This is a genomic window from Streptomyces sp. NPDC002092, assembly GCF_053593775.1.
This window is the reverse complement of the sequence record NZ_JBSFDG010000002.1, coordinates 80,655-96,815: the sequence shown is the minus strand read 5'-3', so window position 1 is coordinate 96,815 and position 16,161 is coordinate 80,655. Positions and strand designations below refer to the sequence as shown.

Sequence of the window (16,161 nt, the reverse complement as noted above, 5' to 3'; positions counted from 1 at the left end):
AATGAGAACCGCCACGCCCGACCCAAGAGTCGGCGTACTCAGAAAGTCCTTACCGTGAACGGCTAGCATCGCGGCCGGGATTGCCGGCGGCCGTGATGGGGTGAAGGGCATGCAGGACCTGGGAGCACTGCGGATCGCGGTCGCCGTGGTGACCATGGGAAACAGGCCCGCCGAGGTCGACGCCCTGCTGGAGTCCGTGGCCAAGCAGGACCTGGCGCCCACGCGGATCGTGATCGTCGGCAACGGCTGCCCGCTGCCGGACTTCGCCGAGCGGCTTGCGCTTCCCGGCGAGGTCACCCTCCTGGAACTCGACGAGAACCTCGGCTGCCCGGGCGGCCGGAACCAGGCGCTGGCCCGGCTGCGGGATTTCGGGGACGTCGACGTCGTCGTGGAACTGGATGACGACGGGCTGCTCGTCGACGCCGATGTGCTGCGGCGGGTACGGGACCTGTTCGCGGCCGACCCCGAGCTCGGCATCGTCGGCTTCCGCATCGCCGACGAGCAGGGCGAGACACAGCAGCGGCATGTGCCCCGGGTCGGCGCCTCCGACCCGATGCGGGGCGGTTACGTCACCGGGTTCCTCGGCGGCGGCCACGGCCTGAGGACCGCCATGCTCGACGAGATCGGGGACTGGCCCGCCGAGTTCTTCTTCGCCCACGAGGAGACCGACCTGGCCTGGCGGGCCGCCGACGCCGGCTGGCGGATCCTGTACGCACCCGAACTGCTGCTCCAGCACCCGAAGACCTCACCGGCCCGGCACGCCATCTACTACCGGGTGAACGCACGGAACCGGGTCTGGCTCGTCCGCCGTCGGCTGCCGTGGCCGCTCATCCCCGTACATCTGGGGATCTGGATGCTGCTCACCCTCGCACGGACCCGGTCGGGGGCGGGGCTGCGCGCCTGGTTCGGCGGGTTCGTGGAGGGCTTCAGGGAACCGGCGGGCGAGCGGCGGCCCATGCGGTGGCGGACCGTGTGGCGGCTGGCGCGGCTGGGGCGGCCGCCCGTCATCTGACGGGAAACGGGTGGAGGGGACGAGGGTCCCGGGCGTTCACCTCCGCCGACCGGGACCCTCTGGCGTCCCACGGATCCGGCCACGGCGGCGTCACTCCCCCGAGTTGCGCGTTCTACGCGCGCACCCCCGGGCCAGATCCGATGAAGTGATCACATCAGGTTGCGCCAACGGATCGCTAACATGTGGCCAACGGTTCTCCGTTCCGGCCTCGGCCGACTGGCGCGAAGCCGTCGGCCGACGACGCCGGACGGCCGCAGCCGTACGGATTCCAACGGCGACCGCCGTGGCACAGGTGGCGGGAAACCGCCGTGACGAGGGCGGGAATCCGCCAAGGACGCGGGAAGGCAGTGGGGGGCGTGAGGCGGGGCCAGCTGCGGTTCGGACTGCTGGGGCCGCCGGTTCTCTACGACGTCCACGGCGAGGCCGGCGCCTGCGGTGACGCCACGGATGCCTCCGGCGAGGCCGACGTCAAGGCCGTCGGCAGCCCCAAGGTCCGTACCCTGCTCGCCGCCCTGCTCCTCGAAGCCGGCCGAGTCGTCTCCGTCGAGTCGCTCAAGGACGCGCTGTGGGGCGGGGCGCCGCCCGCGTCCGCGCAGGCCTCGCTGCACAACCATGTGGCCCGGCTGCGCAGGCTGCTCGACGACCCCGAGCGGCTGCGGGCGGTGCCGCCCGGCTATGTGCTGCGCGTCGAGCAGGGCGAACTGGACGTGCATGTCTTCGAGCGTCATCTCGCCACGGCACGCGGCGCGTACGCGGCCCGCAACTGGGAGCGGGTGGTGCGCGAGTGCACGTCCGCGCTCGCCCTGTGGCGCGGCACCCCACTGAACGGGCTCCCCGCCGAGCTGGGCGGCTACGCCTTCGTCCAGCGCCTGAAGGAGGCGCGGCTGCTGCTCCTGGAGTGGCGTTACGACGCCGAGCTGGCCGTCGACGGTGCCCGACTGGACGGTCTCGTACCGGAGTTGGCCGCACTGGCCGCCGAGTATCCGCTCCGGGAGGCGTACCACCGTCAGCTGATGCTCGTCCTGCACCGCACCGGCCGCCAGGCCGAGGCCCTGGCCGTCCACCGGGATCTGCGTGCCCGCCTGGTGGAGGAACTGGGCGTGGAACCGGGCCCGGCGATGCAGGAGGCGCACATCGAGGTGCTCGCCACCACCGGGAGCCCCGGTGCCCCGCGCGAGGACGACACCGCATCCGGCGCCACGGACGATCCCGCACCGTCCCTCCCGCAGCCGCCCCGGCCCGCCCAACTGCCGCCTCCCCCCGCCCACTTCACGGGCCGCACCCCTGCTCTCGCCGACCTCCGCAGCGCCCTCGAGCCCGGTCGGACCCCTGCCGTGGCGGTCATCAGCGGCATGGCAGGCGTGGGCAAGAGCGCCCTCGCCCTACAGATCGCCCACACCCTGAGGGAACGTTTCCCCGACGGTCAGCTGTACATCAACCTGCACGGCGCCACCCCCGGCATGACCCCCCTCCCACCCACCCAGGCCCTCGCCGCCCTGCTGCGTGACCTGGGCACCGAACCCCGCCGCATCCCCGAACACCCGGACGCCGCCGCCGCGTTGCTGCGCTCCCTGCTCGCCCCGACCCGCACCCTCCTGCTCCTGGACGACGCCGCGCACGCCGCTCAGGTACGACCGCTGCTGCCGGCCGGCGCGGGCTGCGCCGTGATCGTCACCAGCCGTTCGCCGCTGACCGCCCTCGACGGCGCCCGCCGCTTCCCGCTCACCCCGCTGAGCGGTGAGGAGAGCGCCGAGCTGCTGCGGGCGGTCTCCGGCCGCGACGCCCTGGACGCGGCCCATCCCCTCGTCGAACTCACCGGCCGACTCCCGCTCGCGCTGCGCGTCGTCGCCGCCCGCCTCGCCGCGCGCCGGGCGCTCACCCCCGAGGTGCTGGCCGGTCAACTCGCCGCCACCGAAGGCAGGTTGCACCACCTGGAGTACGACGACCTGAGCGTCCGCCGCTCCCTGGCCGTCGCCCATGACGCGCTCGCCGCCTCGGAGCGGGAGGCCGACCGGGACGCCGCCCTCGTGCTGCGCGGGATCGGCGCGCTCGACCTGCCCGCGTACGGCGCCCCGCTCCTCGCCCACCTGGTCGGTATCGACGAGCGCCGCACCGAGGCCGCCCTGGACCGGCTCGTCGACGTGGCCCTCCTGGAGGAGACGGCGTACGGCCGCTACGCCCCGCACGACCTGGTCCGCGACTTCGCCCGCGAACTGGCCGGGGGCGCCGGCGACGTGGATGCCGCCCTGCCCTGGTACGCCGCCGTCGCCGAGCGCGCCCTCACCGCGATCGTCGAACCGGGCCTCGACCAGGACGACCGCCGCCGCCCGACCGCGGCCCAGCCGCCGGACCACGCGGCACATGTCGCCGCACTCCCCACCTTCGAATCCGCCGGACAGGCCTTCGCCTGGGGCGACACGGAGCTGGTGAACATCGTCACGCTGGTCGAGCGCCACGCCGAGGACGCCGGTGCCGACTCCGACATACAGACCCTCAGGGCCGCCCGCATCTCGACACTGATCCGCCTCTTCTTCCCGTACGTGCTGCGCAGTGGCCGGGTCGCCGAGATGGAGGTGCTCGGCCGGGCCGCCCTGCGCGTGGCCCGGCGGCTCGGTGACGAGGCCGCCGAGGCGTACGCGCTGGGCGACCTCGCCGGGCTGCACTTCCTGACCGGGCGGCAGAGCGAGGCCCTCGACCTCAACGACCGGGCGCTGACGATCTGGCGGCGGCTCGACCACGTCTCCTGGATGCGCCGCTGCCTCAACAACCGCGGCCTGCTGCTCGAAGGCCTCGGCCGCTACGAGGAGTCGGGCCGGGCCCTGCGCCAGAGCCTGGAGTACTCACGTCAGTTGAAGGACCCGCACGGCGAGGCCGTGACCCACAGCCACCTCGGCAATCTGTACGAGCACACCGACCCGCGGGCCGCGATCGAGCAGCACCGGCTGTCGCTCGCCATCGGGAAGGAGATCGGCGCCGTGATCGTGCAGCACTCCGCGCACTGCAACATCGGCTACGCCCACCTCACCCTGGGCGAACCGGCCGCCGCCGTACCCCACTTCGAGGAGAGCCTGCGCATCCTCGGCGGCCACGGCGACTGGCACGGCGAGTCCCAGACCCGGCTCGGGCTGGTGCGCGCCCTGCGGCTGCTCGGCCGCACGGAACGGGCCGCCGCCGAGTGCGCCGAACTGCTCCACCGAGCCGACGCCCGCGCCGACCGCTACACGAGCGGACTCGCCCGCCACCAGCACGGGCTTCTGCTCCGCGAGCGGGGGAGCACGGAGCAGGCGTACGAACAGTGGCACGCGGCACTTGACGCCCTGGACGGCACGGACGAGAAGGCGGTGCTGACCGAGCTGAGGCAACTGCTCGGCGAGACGCTGCCGTAGCTACGGACGTGTGCGGCTGGACCCGTCGTAGCTGCGGGCAGTCGCGCCGCTGGGGCGGCACGGGTGGGCGCAGCGGCACCCCGCAGGCGCGGGCAAGCAAACCGACCCCCGGCCGGCACCCGCACCGGGCACCGCTCACTTCGCATCCGCATAGCACTCCACCACCGCCGTAGTGAACGGAAACCGCACCGGCGTCTGACCGAACGTCAGCCGCCCCGCCAGCTCCGCCGCCTCCCGGATCGCCGCCACCACCGCTTCCGCCTCCCGCTCGGGACAGTGCACGATCACCTCGTCGTGCTGGAAGAAGACCAGCTCGGCCTCCATGCCCGCACAGCTCTGCCGCAGCGCGGCAAGCACCAGCAGCGCCCAGTCTGCGGCGCTCCCCTGGACGACGAAGTTACGGGCGAAGCGGCCCCGGGCGCGGGAGTTGGTGGAGGCGTACCCCGGCACCCACTCGGCCCCGGCGGGGGCCTCGGGCGGTTCGTCCTGCGGGATGCCCGCCTCCTCCGCGGCGCCCTCGCCCGCCCCGGCGGCCGGCGGGCAGGTCCGCCCCAGCCAGGTCCGCACGAGCCGCCCCTCCTCGCCCGCCCGCGCCGCGTCGTCGACGTATGCGACCGCCTTGGGGAAGCGGCGTCTGAGGGCGGCGAGGTTCTTCAGGCCGTCGCCGGAGGTCTGGCCGTAGACCGCACCGAGGACGGCGAGCTTGGCCTGGGCGCGGTCGCCGGAGAACGCCCGGTCGGAGACCGACTGGTAGAGGTCGGTCTCCCGCCCGGCCACCTCCATCAGCCCCGGGTCGCGGGAGATGGCGGCCAGCACCCGCGGCTCCATCTGGTCGGCGTCCGCGACGACCAGCCGCCAGCCGGGGTCGGCGACCACCGCGCGCCGGATGACCTTGGGGATCTGGAGGGCGCCGCCGCCGTTGGTGACCCATCTGCCGGTGACGGTCCCGCCCGCGAGGAACTCGGGCCTGAACCGCCCGTCCCGCACCCAGTCCTGCAGCCAGGACCAGCCGTGGGCGACCCAGATGCGGTACAGCTTCTTGTACTCGACCAGCGGTTTCACCGCCGGGTGGTCGACGGACTCGATCTCCCAGCGGCGGGTCGACTTCACCTTGATCCCGGCCTGCGCGAACGCCTTGATGACGTCCGCGGGCAGATCCGGCCGCACGCGGCGCCCGAAGGCGGCGGACACCTCGTCCGCGAGTTCGGCGAGGCGGCGGGGCTCGCCACCGCCCGTGTACCGCTCGCCGAGCAGTTCGTGCAGCACCCGGCGGTGCACCTCGGCGCTCCAGGGCAGCCCGGCGCGGTTCATCTCGGCGGCCACCAGCATCCCCGCCGACTCGGCGGCGGTGAGCAGCCGCATCCGGTCGGGGTGCGCGGTGGCGTCGTGCCGGCGCTGCTGCCCGGCGTACACCTCGACGAGGTCGGGCAGCGGCACAGGGACGCTCTGCGGTTCGAAGAGCGGGGACTGGGCGCCCGGTTCGGCGGAGCGCAGGGGCGGGTCGGGCGGTACGGGGCCGCCGCGGAGCCGGGCCAGAGCGGCGGCCGCCGAGTGTGGCTCGCCGTACCGCCCCTCGTGGCCCAGCAGGAGGGTCTCGGCGTCCTCGATGTCGTAGCACCGCTCCACTCGCACCCCCGCGGCGAGCAGACGCGGATACACCTCCGCCGTGGAACGCCACACCCACCGCACGACCTCCGGCCGCCCCCGCACGGCCGTCGCGAGGTCGGGCTCCCACCGGACCGGCCCGGCGAGCAGCCCGTCCGGACCGAGGGGGGCGAGCTCCACGCCACCGTCCTCGGCCGGGGCGAGCGCCCAGCGGTCGGTCATGGTTGCGAGTGTCGCAGGGGGGTCTGACAGCGGCCTCCCGGCGGGCCGTCAGCTCTCCTCGCCGGGGACCTGCAGGTACTGCGCGAGCGCCTTGGCGAGCTCGGCCTCCACCGTCGCCTTGTCGAGGCCGAGGCCGGCCAGCACCCCCTCGCCGTTCTCGAACTCCAGCAGGGCCAGCAGGATGTGCTCGGTGCCGATGTAGTTGTGGCCGAGCCGGAGGGCCTCGCGGAAGGTGAGTTCGAGGACCTTCTTGGCGTCGGAGCCGTAGGGGACGAGCTCCGGGACCTCCTCGGCCGCGGGCGGGAGGGCGGCGGTCGCCGCCTGGCGCACGGCGTCGAGCGGGACGCCCTGAGCGGTGATGGCCTTGGCCGCGAGGCCGTCCGGCTCGGCCAGCAGTCCGAGGATCAGGTGCTCGGGGCGGCCCTCGGTGTTGTGCGCCGCGATCGCCTCGTTGTGGGCGGCCATCACCACGTTGCGGGCGCGCGGGGTGTAGCGGCCGAAGCCCTGGTTCGGGTCCAGGTCGGTGGACTCCTTGGGCACGAAGCGCTTCTGCGCCGCCTGCCGGGTGACCCCCATGCTCTTGCCGATGTCCGTCCAGGAGGCGCCCGAGCGGCGCGCCTGGTCCACGAAGTGACCGATCAGATGGTCCGCCACCTCGCCGAGGTGGTCGGCCGCGATCACCGCGTCCTGGAGCTGCTCGAGGGGTTCGGCGTGGACCTTCTTGATGGCCGCGATGAGTTCGTCGAGACGCACGGATGGCGTGAAATTCGGGTTCGTCGACATGTGTCAACCGTAGGTTGACGCGAGGGGGGCGTCAACCCCGAGTTGACACTTGAGGGCCGCTGTGCGCGCGCGTGCTACTTCGGCGAGGCCGCCAGCCGCACCGCCAGCCCCGTGAACACCGTCCCGCTGAAGATGTTCAGCCCGCGCGCCACCCGCCGGCTGCGGCGCAGCAGCGAGGAGAGCTTCCCGGAGAGCAGTCCGATCGAGCCGTCCACGACGACCCCCATGACCGTGATCGTCAGCCCGAAGACCAGGAACTGCTCGCGCACGTGCCCCAGGCCGGGGTTCACGAACTGCGGCAGGAAGGCGACGTTGAAGAGGATCACCTTGGGGTTGAGCAGGTTGGTGACCGCTCCCTGCCAGAAGGCCCGGCGCCGCCCGGGCCCCGCCGCCGCACCCTCCTCGGCCGGCACCGCACGGTCCCGGAAGGCCTTGACCGCGAGGTGGAGCAGATAGGCCGCACCCGCCCAGCGCAGCACGTGATAGAGCGTCGGCAGGGCCAGGAACAGCGCCGACAGACCGAGCGCCGCGGCGACCGTGTGCACGAACATCGCGCAGGCCACGCCGAACGCGGCCAGCACTCCGGTTCTGGGCCCGCCCCGTCCGCCCATCGCCACGATGAACATCATGTCGGGGCCGGGAGTGACGCAGAGGACCAGGGCGGCGACCAGGAATGCCGCGTACGAAGACATGTCCACCATGTGTCCATGCTTGAACCGGCGCGGGAGAGGGGGCGAATGAATTTCGATGGGTGAGACAAGTGCTGGGAAACGCCATGTGAGGGACACGGTGACGGTGATTGACTCATCTGCCATGACCACGACCACACTGACGACGAGCTCCTCCCCGGGCCCTGCTCCCGCCCCGACTCCCGCCCCCGTCACCGACGTTCCCGCGGTCGTCGACGAGACGGCCCGGATCCTCACCGAGCACTACGTCTTCCCGCAGGCCGCCGAGCAACTGGCCGTGCTGCTGCGCCGGCGCCTGGCGGAGGGGGCGTACGACGTGGAGAGCGCCGAGGAGCTGAGCGGACTGGTCACCACGGATCTGCAGTCCGTCAACGGCGATCTGCATCTGCGCCTCAAGTACCACCCCGAGCAGGTGCCGACGGGCCAGGGCGAGGCAGCGGAGGCCGCGATGCGCCGCGACTTCGACGCCTCCCTGGGCGGCGTGCCCCGGGTCGAACTGCTGACGGGCGGCACCGCCCTGCTCGAACTGGCCCCCTTCCTCTTCCCGCTGTCCTGGTCCGCCGAGCCGCTCGCCGCCGCGCTCACCCTGGTCGCCCGCGCCGAGGCGCTCGTCCTGGACCTGCGGGGCAACGGCGGCGGCGACCCGGACACCGTCGCCTTCGTCTGCAGCTACCTCCTGGACGAGCGCACCCACCTCAACACCATGTACGCGCGCGTGGGCGACCGCTACGACCAGTCCTGGACCCTGCCGCACGTCCCCGGCGCCCGCTTCGGCGGCACCAAGCCGGTCCATGTCCTCACCGGGCCCCACACCTTCTCCGCTGCCGAGGAACTGGCCTACGACCTCCAGCAGCTGGGCCGCGCGACCGTCGTGGGGGAGAGCACCCGAGGCGGCGCCCACCCGCGGGAGGGCTGGACGGTCCACCCGAACCTGGAGGCCACCATCCCGGTCGCCCGTGCGGTCAACCCGGTCTCCGGCACCAACTGGGAAGGCACCGGCGTCCTCCCCGACGTCCCGTGCCCGGCCCCGGACGCCCTCGACCGGGCCCTGGCCCTCATCGGCGGCTGACCCGGCTGTCAGTGCCGCGTGGCACGATCGACGAGTGACCAGCACTCCGTCCAGCACCGTCGAACGCGCCTTCAAGGCCGCCCTGTACGCCGAGACCGACGCCGCCCTCGACACGGGCGCCTCCCTGCTGGCCGCGGACCCGGCGGCGGACGACGAACTCGCCCGCCGCGGCCGGGAGTTCGTGGCGGCGGCCTGGCGACGCGGCTGGCAGCCCGCCGACGTCGTCCGGATCGTACGACGCGAGCTGGACGACACACACGTACGCCTGGCTTCGGCGCTGATCCGGGCGCAGACGCCGTACGACGGCCCGCGCGGCCCCCGCTGGACCGCGCAACTGGACGAGCTCACCGCCGAAGCGGCCGAAACCGCCGAGGCCACCGGCACCCCGCCCCGCACCGACCGCTTCTCGCACGCGACCATCGTCCTGGAGGTATACCGCCTGCTGCTGCGCCTGCCGGCCCTCGAACCCCTCGACGAGCCCAGGCGGCGGCCCGATTCCGCCCGCGGGGCCGGTCCGGCAACCGAGTCCCGCATGCTCACCCGCATCCGCGCGCTGCTCGCCAAGGCGGAGGCGACCGGCTTCCCGGACGAGGCGGAGGCGCTGTCCGCCAAGGCGCAGGAGCTGATGGCCCGGCACAGCATCGACGAGGCGCTGCTCGCCGCCCGGGCGCCGTCCCCGGACGCCCCCGGCGCCTGCCGTATCGGCGTCGAGGCGCCGTACGAGCAGGCCAAGGCGGTGCTGCTGGACGCGGTCGCCACGGCGAACCACTGCCGGGCCGTGTGGAACGAGCCGCTGGGATTCTCCACCGTCGTCGGCTTCGAAGCCGACCTGGAGGCCGTCGAGCTCCTCTACACCTCGCTCCTCGTCCAGGCCATGACGGCGATGACGAAGGCGGAGACCGCCCAGCGAGCGGGCGGCCGCAAACGCACCAAGACCTTCCGGCAGTCCTTCCTCGCGGCCTACGCCCACCGCATAGGCACCCGCCTCGCGGCGGCCGCCGAGACGCAGGTGACCGACGACCTGCTCCCGGTACTGGCCTCCCGCGAGGTCGCAGTCACGACCCACACGGACCGCATGTTCCCCGAGACGACCACGACCCGCCTACGAGGGGTGAACGACGAGGCGGGCTGGACGGAGGGCGCCCAGGCAGCGGACCAGGCTCACGTGGCGGCCCGGGGAGCGCCGCATTAGGGGCGCGGGGAACTGCGCGACAAGCCACGACGGCGCTGCAGACGATCAACGCCCCCCGCGCACGTCCCGACGAGCGTCAGTCCCCAGCTTGCTGGAACGGACTCACCGAAGCGTTCGCCGCACCCGCGGCACCCGTGACGGCGACCTCGCCGTACGTCCACTCGAAGCTGTGAGCGGCGCTGGAACCGGGCAGCGTGAACTTCGCCGTCTTCACCGGGAGGCTCTTGGCTCCGCCCGCCTCACCTCGCACGTACGTGATCGTGAAGGACGCGGTCGCGCCCTTGGCGAGCGTCAGCTTCTGCGCCTTCGCGGCCTTGTCGGCGGGGACGGCACCCGTCGCCTTGCCGCCCTGGAGATCGACGGCCGGGAAGCCGTTCAGGGTGCACTTGGAGCCGCGGTTGGTGAGCGTGACGGTGACATTGCCGGAGTCCCCGGCGGACGGGGCGGCGCTCGCCGCGACCTGCACGCCGACGGCGTCGAGCGTGCAGGCGCCGCCGGCCTTGTTCTTGTTGCTGGAGCCGCTGTCACCACCGCTGCTGTCACAGGCGGTCAGAAGGAGCGCCGCGGCGAGAGCGGCGACGGTGATGGGGGTGGCGCGCATGTGGATCCTCTGGTGCTCTGCTGGTGCTCGGCGGCGCGATGCCGTTGATCGCGTGCATGGATCATCACGCACGATCCGCTGCAGCGGTTGCCCGCCCTGCCGGACTACTGGCCGAGGTTCGCCGTCGGCAGCCCCGAAGGCAGGGTCCCGCCCTCGGTCTTGGTGTACGTCTCCTTGCCCACGCTGCCCGACCAGGTGATCTTCAGCGAGCTCTTGGACACGGAGTCGACCATCCCCGTCGCGCGTTCCTTGCCGCCCTTCGTGCAGGTGAGGTGGATCATCTGCATACCGGCCTCCTTGCCCGCGGTCCCGCTGCACACGGAGCCGCCGGTCGAGAAGAGCCCGGCCTGCTTGCCGGTGATCACCAGGGCGACGGCCTTGCCGCCGGTCGTGGCGAGCCAGCTGCCCTGCAGGCTGTCGGACGCACCCGTCGTCCCACCGGTGCCGCCCGTGTCCGCCGTGGAGGCGGAGGGGGCGGAGGCGGAGGGGCTGGACGAGGAGTCGTCCTTGGAGCCGCCGCCGCTGCTGCACGCGGTGAGCATGAGCGCACCCGCCAGCCCCGCGGCGGCGGCCGCGGTCCGCAGCTGCCGGCGCGACACCGTGCGGGCAGGACGCGTGAAGGTCGCCGAAGTCACTGGTAGCTCCCAAGCAGTAGCAACGAGCAGGGGCAAGCCGTAGCCGGTGGGCCGGGCCCGCAGGCCCGAGCGCCCGCAGCAAGCTACCAGGGACGGCCGCCCGGCCCATGAGGAGCGGCTGTGAGATTCACCGGACCCACCCGCCACCGCTGACCGACCGCGGCCGCCCGCCCTCACCAGGACGACTTGCGCACCCCCGGCAGATACCCGGCATGCGCCTGCCCCCGCAACGACACCCGTGACAGCCCGAACGCCCGGAAGTACCCCCGTGGCCGCCCGTCCACCTGGTCCCGGTTGCGTACCCGGGTCGCGCTGGCGTCGCGCGGCTGGCGCCGCAGCTCACGCTGGGCGGCGAGCCGTTCCGACTCAGTCGACGACGGCCGCCGGATGATCTCCTTCAGCTCGGCGCGCCGCTCGGCGTACCGGGCGACGATCTCCTGCCGCCGCCCGTTCTTCGCGATCTTGCTCTTCTTGGCCATCAGACCCGCACCCCCCGCGCACGGATCCGTGCCACGGCCGCCTCGACGCCGATCGCGTCGACGGTCTTGATCCCCTTGGCGCTCAGCCGCAGCCGCACGTGTCGGCCGTCGCTCGGCAGCCAGTACCGCTTGCTCTGGATGTTGGGGTCGAAACGGCGGGAGGTCCGCCGGTGGGAGTGGGAGATGCGGTTGCCGAAACCCGGCCGGGCGCCGGTCAGCATGCAGTGCGCGGACATGGGTGACGTACCTCTCGTGAAGTGATCCCCGAAGCGAAGTCGCTAATGGAATTCATTTTCAGTAAGGTACCACCATGGCTCGCAACGAACTCCGCCCGGTCATCAGGCTCCGGTCCACGGCAGGGACCGGCTTCACCTATGTGACCCGCAAGAACCGCCGCAACGACCCCGACCGCATGACCCTGCGCAAGTACGACCCGGTCGCCGGCCGTCATGTCGACTTCCGAGAGGAGCGCTGAACCACCGCCATGCGCAGTGAAATCCACCCGGCCTACGGTCCCGTCGTCTTCCGGGACCGTGCCGCGAACCACGCCTTCCTCACCCGCTCCACGATGAGCAGCGACAAGACGATCGAGTGGGAGGACGGCCACACGTACCCGGTTGTGGACGTCGAGATCTCGGACATCAGCCACCCCTTCTACACCGGCACCGCCCGTGTCCTGGACACTGCCGGCCGTGTGGAGCGCTTCGAGCGCCGGTTCGGGAAGCGGGGCGGAGCGTGAGCCTGTCGGTGGTGATCGTCGGCGGGCTGCACGCCGACGCCCGCAAGGCGGCTGTCGCCCGGCTGCTGGCCGATGTTCCCGGCAGCGTGGTGCTCCACCACGACCTCGCCACGGCCGCGGCGGGCACGGTCGTACGGACGATCCGCGACGCGAGCGGCCTCGTGTCGGCCGGTGAGGCGCCCCTGGTCAACGACTGCGCGTGCTGTGCACTGAGGGAGGACCTGGTTCCCGAGCTGCGCCGGCTCGCGGACGCGGGGGACACCCGTCTCGCCGTCGTCGAGCTGTGGGACTCCGTGGAGCCCAAGGCCATGGCCGAGGTGGTCGTGGCCGCAGGCCTGACCGTCACCGGCGTGATCACCGCCGTGGACCCGGCCCTCGTCCTGCCCTACCTCGGCAACGGCGACGACCTCGCGGACGGCGGCCTCGCCGCGGCGGCCACGGACCAGCGGACGGTCGCGGACACGTTCGCGCGCCAGCTGGAGTACGCCCCCGTCCTCGCCGTCACCGACTCCGAGGAGGCCGACGAGGAGGACCGCGAGCTGCTCGCCCAGCTCCACCCGACGGCCCGTCAGGTCGTCATCGGCCACGGCGACCTGGCGGTGGCCGCCCTCGCGGGCTTCGACGTCGAGGCGGCGGCCGCCGCCCAGCACCCGGCCTGCGCGCTCCTGCCCGCCGAGGCCGACGCGCACGGCGTCTCCACTCTCGTCTGGCACCGCAGCCGCCCCTTCCACCCGGAGCGGCTGTACGCCGCCCTGGAGGATCTGACCTGCGCCGCCGCCCGCAGCCGGGGCCGGTTCTGGCTGGCCGACAAGCCGGACACCCTGCTGCACTGGGACGCGGCGGGCGGGGCCCTGTGCGTGGAGAGCGCGGGGCCGTGGCTGGCCTCGCTCCCCGACGCCGCCTGGGACATGGTCCCGCCCGTGCGCCGGGCCGCCGCCGCGCTGGACTGGCATCCCGAGCACGGCGACTGCTGCCAGCACCTCGTCTTCACCTCGCCCGGCCTCGACCGCGGCGGACTCCAACACCTGCTGGAGTCCTGCCTTCTGACCGACGCCGAGTACGCCGCCGGGCGGGCCGCCTGGAAGCGGCTGCCGCCCGCCTTCGACAACCTCCTGGAGGTCTGACCCGCATGCCCCGCAAGCCCGACCGCACCCCCGCCAAGTCCCGCCCGAACCCCCTGGACGCGGCCGGAGTCACGTACATCGACTACAAGGACACCGAGCTGCTGCGGAAGTTCATCTCCGACCGCGGCAAGATCCGCAGCCGCCGCGTCACCCGGGTCACGTCCCAGCAGCAGCGTCTGCTCGCCCGCGCGGTCAAGAACGCCCGAGAGATGGCACTCCTGCCGTACGCGAGGCGCTGACGCTTTCGGCCGCAGGTCGGCTCTATTGGTCGGAGGTTGGAACAACAAGGCCGCGGTACGCGTCTCTTCCAGTGCACGAGGGTTCGACACTTCGCATGCCGTTCGGAGTCCGGGGCATGCGCTGGAACGGATGTAGCACCCCGTACGTCACAGCCGTAACCACAGAACCACCCCGCGTGCACGTGCATCTGCTCATGCATCCGCACGTGAACACGGCTATGATCCGGACCAGTTGACCACTGCATCACTGGCCCCAAAGCCACCGCACCACCGGGAGCGACCTGTGGACCACGACGTGTACAACGGCATGGCTGCCACGGAGCTGAACGGTGTGGCCTGGCAGAAGAGCCAACACAGCAACTCGCAGGGCTCCTGCGTGGAGTTCGCCCGGCTGCCCGGCGGGGACGTGGCCGTGCGCAACTCCCGCTTCCCCGATGGTCCGGCGCTCGTCTACACGCGCGCGGAGATCGAGGCGATGCTCCTGGGCATCAAGGACGGCGAGTTCGACCACCTGATAGCGGGCTGACGGCCGCCCCCACCCTGGGTGCAACTCGGGACAATCGGCGCCTTACGTGCAGTAACGCGCGTAGAACCCCGGCGTCGGACGGCGCCGGGGTTCCCTATTCGGCGGGCAGCGGCTGGGGCGCGTGCGGCAGCTGGAACAGCGCCCAGACGACCTTGCCGCCGAGCGTGCCCGCCATCGGGTGCCAGCCCCAGCTGTCGGCGAAGGAGTCGACCAGGAACAGTCCGCGGCCCGACTCCGCCGAGAAGTCGTCCGCCTCGCGCGGCGCCGGGGTCGCCTGGCTCGGGTCGCGCACCGCGCACACCAGCCGCTCCGTCCAGCGCATCAGATGCAGCCGCACGGGCGGGCTCTGGTCGGCGGTGCACAGGGTGCCGGCCGGCAGGCCGTGCCGCAGCGAGTTGGTGACCAGCTCGGAAACCACCAGACAGACGTCGTCGAAGCGGTCGCCTATGTCCCACTGGTCGAGTGTTCTGCGGGTGAACAGCCTTGCCTCGCGCACCGCTTCGTAGCGGGCGGGCAGAGCGCAGGAGGCGGCGTTGGACACGGCCGCGGGATCCAGCGGCGGAAGGCCCTGCCGTAACGGCTCGAGCATGGTCGATCCATTCGTCCCCATGCGAGGCACTCCCGAGGAATTCGCGGTCGTTGCGATGCAGCGGTTGCGCGAGACCATGGTCTTGGATGCGCGGTGCAGATGCAAGGTGCAGATGCACGTGCACGCGACCGAATTGGACCCTCCCGTACCGCTTGTTGGCCATTTTTTCCGCCATCTTCTCTCCCACTGCTTGCCAACTCCTTCCTCCTTCCTGTGCAGAATCTTTGGGTTCTTTGCTTCTCTGTAATCGGACGAGTACTGCTCGGAGTGATTTAGTGGCAGACTTCGGCTCCTGGAGGCGTTGGGGAGGCTGGCGAACGTGAGCGTGGGAGAGCCCGGATCGGTGGTGCGGCGCATGCTGCTCGGCTCGCAACTCAGGCGACTGCGTGAGGCACGCGGCATCACGCGCGAGGCGGCGGGCTACTCGATCCGCGCCTCCGAATCGAAGATCAGCCGGATGGAGTTGGGCCGGGTGAGCTTCAAGACACGTGATGTGGAAGACCTGTTGACGCTGTACGGCATCACGGACGAGCAGGAGCGCACCTCGCTGCTCTCCCTCGCCCGGGAGGCCAACGTCGCCGGCTGGTGGCACAGTTACTCGGACGTCCTGCCGAGCTGGTTCCCCACCTATGTGGGCCTGGAGGGCGCGGCGCACCTGATCCGGGCGTACGAGGTGCAGTTCGTGCACGGTCTGCTGCAGACCGAGGCGTATGCACGTGCAGTCGTACGACGCGGGATGAAGGGCGCGAGCAAGGCCGACATCGACAAGCGGGTGGCGCTGCGCCTGGAGCGGCAGAAACACCTGGTCTCCGCGGGCGGCCCCGACTTCCACATCGTCCTGGACGAGGCCGCGCTGCGCCGCCCGTACGGCGACCGCGAGGTGATGCGGGGCCAGCTCCAGCATCTGATCGAGGTGTCCGAACGCCCCAACGTGCGGCTGCAGATCATGCCGTTCAGCTTCGGCGGCCACTCGGGCGAGAGCGGCGCGTTCACCATCCTCAGCTTCTCCGAGTCCGACCTGTCGGACGTCGTCTATCTGGAGCAGCTCACCAGCGCGCTCTACCTGGACAAGCACGAGGACGTCGTCGAGTACGAGAGGGCGCTCAAGGAACTCCAGCAGGACAGTCCCGGGCCGGACGAAAGCCGCGATCTTCTACGGGGTCTTCTCCAGCTCTCCTAGGGTTCTCCCCATAAGTTCGCTCAGAGTCCCCAACTCACTTGGGACGCAAGTACGATGACGCGTGATCAGACCGTGACATCGATCGTGTGTC

The 16,161-nt window shown here is 72.0% G+C and carries 18 protein-coding genes; 10 read left to right on the top strand and 8 right to left on the bottom strand.

The window, feature by feature from the left end; all coding sequences use genetic code 11:
* Positions 1-109 precede the first annotated feature (109 nt).
* Both ACWCRD_RS04350 and ACWCRD_RS04345 read left to right on the top strand, forming a co-directional pair.
* The gene (locus tag ACWCRD_RS04350) at positions 110-1,012 is read left to right on the top strand and encodes a glycosyltransferase family 2 protein (RefSeq protein WP_450964451.1); all 903 of its coding nucleotides are present in this window, start codon (positions 110-112) and stop codon (positions 1,010-1,012) included.
* Between the two features lie 356 nt (positions 1,013-1,368).
* Positions 1,369-4,398, top strand: a complete 3,030-nt coding sequence (locus ACWCRD_RS04345) for a BTAD domain-containing putative transcriptional regulator (protein WP_450964450.1) — start codon at positions 1,369-1,371, stop codon at positions 4,396-4,398.
* Positions 4,399-4,533: 135 nt separating this feature from the next.
* Here the strand turns inward: ACWCRD_RS04345 and ACWCRD_RS04340 are convergent, their stop codons facing one another.
* The 3 genes from ACWCRD_RS04340 to ACWCRD_RS04330 form a co-directional block, all read right to left on the bottom strand.
* A complete protein-coding gene (locus tag ACWCRD_RS04340; RefSeq protein WP_450964449.1) occupies positions 4,534-6,225 on the bottom strand; it encodes a bifunctional 3'-5' exonuclease/DNA polymerase in 1,692 nt (563 codons plus the stop codon).
* Between the two features lie 48 nt (positions 6,226-6,273).
* A complete protein-coding gene (locus ACWCRD_RS04335; protein ID WP_450964448.1) occupies positions 6,274-7,008 on the bottom strand; it encodes a Clp protease N-terminal domain-containing protein in 735 nt (244 codons plus the stop codon).
* 74 nt (positions 7,009-7,082) lie between these two features.
* The gene (locus ACWCRD_RS04330) at positions 7,083-7,709 is read right to left on the bottom strand and encodes a LysE family translocator (RefSeq protein ID WP_450964447.1); all 627 of its coding nucleotides are present in this window, start codon (positions 7,707-7,709) and stop codon (positions 7,083-7,085) included.
* A gap of 112 nt (positions 7,710-7,821) precedes the next feature.
* On the opposite strand from ACWCRD_RS04330, the gene ACWCRD_RS04325 reads away from it, so the two are divergent.
* Both ACWCRD_RS04325 and ACWCRD_RS04320 read left to right on the top strand, forming a co-directional pair.
* On the top strand, positions 7,822-8,766 hold the full coding sequence (locus ACWCRD_RS04325) for a S41 family peptidase (protein WP_450964446.1): 945 nt from the start codon (positions 7,822-7,824) through the stop codon (positions 8,764-8,766).
* A 34-nt stretch (positions 8,767-8,800) separates the two neighbouring features.
* Positions 8,801-9,958 (top strand): DUF2786 domain-containing protein, encoded by a 1,158-nt coding sequence (locus tag ACWCRD_RS04320; protein WP_450964445.1) that lies wholly within the window; start codon positions 8,801-8,803, stop codon positions 9,956-9,958.
* 76 nt (positions 9,959-10,034) lie between these two features.
* Here the strand turns inward: ACWCRD_RS04320 and ACWCRD_RS04315 are convergent, their stop codons facing one another.
* The 4 genes from ACWCRD_RS04315 to rpmB form a co-directional block, all read right to left on the bottom strand.
* Positions 10,035-10,559 carry a DUF4232 domain-containing protein gene (locus tag ACWCRD_RS04315; protein WP_450964444.1) on the bottom strand — a complete coding sequence of 175 codons (525 nt, stop codon included), beginning with the start codon at positions 10,557-10,559 and terminating at the stop codon, positions 10,035-10,037.
* A 104-nt stretch (positions 10,560-10,663) separates the two neighbouring features.
* Entirely contained in the window at positions 10,664-11,194 is a 531-nt protein-coding gene (locus tag ACWCRD_RS04310) for a hypothetical protein (RefSeq protein WP_450964443.1), read from the bottom strand.
* Between the two features lie 173 nt (positions 11,195-11,367).
* Positions 11,368-11,673, bottom strand: coding sequence for a 30S ribosomal protein S14 (rpsN, locus tag ACWCRD_RS04305; RefSeq protein WP_450964442.1), 306 nt, complete (start codon positions 11,671-11,673; stop codon positions 11,368-11,370).
* Positions 11,673-11,909: a 50S ribosomal protein L28 gene (gene rpmB / locus ACWCRD_RS04300; protein ID WP_450964441.1), complete on the bottom strand. Its 237-nt coding sequence runs from the start codon at positions 11,907-11,909 to the stop codon at positions 11,673-11,675. Before rpmB ends, rpsN begins: the two co-directional genes overlap by 1 nt.
* 74 nt (positions 11,910-11,983) lie before the next feature.
* On the opposite strand from rpmB, the gene rpmG reads away from it, so the two are divergent.
* The 5 genes from rpmG (at position 11,984) to ACWCRD_RS04275 (ending at position 14,301) form a co-directional block, all read left to right on the top strand.
* Complete coding sequence (rpmG, locus tag ACWCRD_RS04295; RefSeq protein ID WP_020141033.1) at positions 11,984-12,148, top strand: 50S ribosomal protein L33; 165 nt, start codon at positions 11,984-11,986, stop codon at positions 12,146-12,148.
* Positions 12,149-12,157: 9 nt separating this feature from the next.
* Positions 12,158-12,412 carry a type B 50S ribosomal protein L31 gene (locus ACWCRD_RS04290; RefSeq protein WP_450964440.1) on the top strand — a complete coding sequence of 85 codons (255 nt, stop codon included), beginning with the start codon at positions 12,158-12,160 and terminating at the stop codon, positions 12,410-12,412.
* Positions 12,409-13,536: a CobW family GTP-binding protein gene (locus ACWCRD_RS04285; protein WP_450964439.1), complete on the top strand. Its 1,128-nt coding sequence runs from the start codon at positions 12,409-12,411 to the stop codon at positions 13,534-13,536. Before ACWCRD_RS04290 ends, ACWCRD_RS04285 begins: the two co-directional genes overlap by 4 nt.
* 5 nt (positions 13,537-13,541) lie before the next feature.
* Positions 13,542-13,775, top strand: coding sequence for a 30S ribosomal protein S18 (gene rpsR / locus ACWCRD_RS04280; RefSeq protein WP_450964438.1), 234 nt, complete (start codon positions 13,542-13,544; stop codon positions 13,773-13,775).
* Between the two features lie 307 nt (positions 13,776-14,082).
* Positions 14,083-14,301, top strand: a complete 219-nt coding sequence (locus ACWCRD_RS04275; protein WP_450964937.1) for a DUF397 domain-containing protein — start codon at positions 14,083-14,085, stop codon at positions 14,299-14,301.
* Positions 14,302-14,395: 94 nt separating this feature from the next.
* Here ACWCRD_RS04275 and ACWCRD_RS04270 read toward each other — a convergent pair whose 3' ends face one another.
* Entirely contained in the window at positions 14,396-14,911 is a 516-nt protein-coding gene (locus ACWCRD_RS04270; protein ID WP_450964437.1) for an ATP-binding protein, read from the bottom strand.
* 334 nt (positions 14,912-15,245) lie between these two features.
* On the opposite strand from ACWCRD_RS04270, the gene ACWCRD_RS04265 reads away from it, so the two are divergent.
* Positions 15,246-16,070, top strand: coding sequence for a helix-turn-helix domain-containing protein (locus ACWCRD_RS04265; protein WP_450964936.1), 825 nt, complete (start codon positions 15,246-15,248; stop codon positions 16,068-16,070).
* The last annotated feature ends 91 nt before the right edge of the window (positions 16,071-16,161 follow it).

Excerpts from the sequence above, each read along its gene's own strand:
- ACWCRD_RS04315 (WP_450964444.1), bottom strand. The coding sequence starts at position 10,559 with ATGCGCGCCACCCCCATCACCGTCGCCGCTCTCGCCGCGGCGCTCCTT.
- ACWCRD_RS04330 (WP_450964447.1), bottom strand. The coding sequence starts at position 7,709 with ATGGTGGACATGTCTTCGTACGCGGCATTCCTGGTCGCCGCCCTGGTC.
- ACWCRD_RS04270 (WP_450964437.1), bottom strand. The coding sequence starts at position 14,911 with ATGGGGACGAATGGATCGACCATGCTCGAGCCGTTACGGCAGGGCCTT.
- ACWCRD_RS04325 (WP_450964446.1), top strand. The coding sequence starts at position 7,822 with ATGACCACGACCACACTGACGACGAGCTCCTCCCCGGGCCCTGCTCCC.
- ACWCRD_RS04290 (WP_450964440.1), top strand. The coding sequence starts at position 12,158 with ATGCGCAGTGAAATCCACCCGGCCTACGGTCCCGTCGTCTTCCGGGAC.
- ACWCRD_RS04350 (WP_450964451.1), top strand. The coding sequence starts at position 110 with ATGCAGGACCTGGGAGCACTGCGGATCGCGGTCGCCGTGGTGACCATG.
- ACWCRD_RS04340 (WP_450964449.1), bottom strand. The coding sequence starts at position 6,225 with ATGACCGACCGCTGGGCGCTCGCCCCGGCCGAGGACGGTGGCGTGGAG.
- ACWCRD_RS04275 (WP_450964937.1), top strand. The coding sequence starts at position 14,083 with ATGGCTGCCACGGAGCTGAACGGTGTGGCCTGGCAGAAGAGCCAACAC.
- ACWCRD_RS04335 (WP_450964448.1), bottom strand. The coding sequence starts at position 7,008 with ATGTCGACGAACCCGAATTTCACGCCATCCGTGCGTCTCGACGAACTC.
- rpmB (WP_450964441.1), bottom strand. The coding sequence starts at position 11,909 with ATGTCCGCGCACTGCATGCTGACCGGCGCCCGGCCGGGTTTCGGCAAC.
- rpsN (WP_450964442.1), bottom strand. The coding sequence starts at position 11,673 with ATGGCCAAGAAGAGCAAGATCGCGAAGAACGGGCGGCGGCAGGAGATC.
- rpsR (WP_450964438.1), top strand. The coding sequence starts at position 13,542 with ATGCCCCGCAAGCCCGACCGCACCCCCGCCAAGTCCCGCCCGAACCCC.
- rpmG (WP_020141033.1), top strand. The coding sequence starts at position 11,984 with ATGGCTCGCAACGAACTCCGCCCGGTCATCAGGCTCCGGTCCACGGCA.
- ACWCRD_RS04265 (WP_450964936.1), top strand. The coding sequence starts at position 15,246 with ATGCTGCTCGGCTCGCAACTCAGGCGACTGCGTGAGGCACGCGGCATC.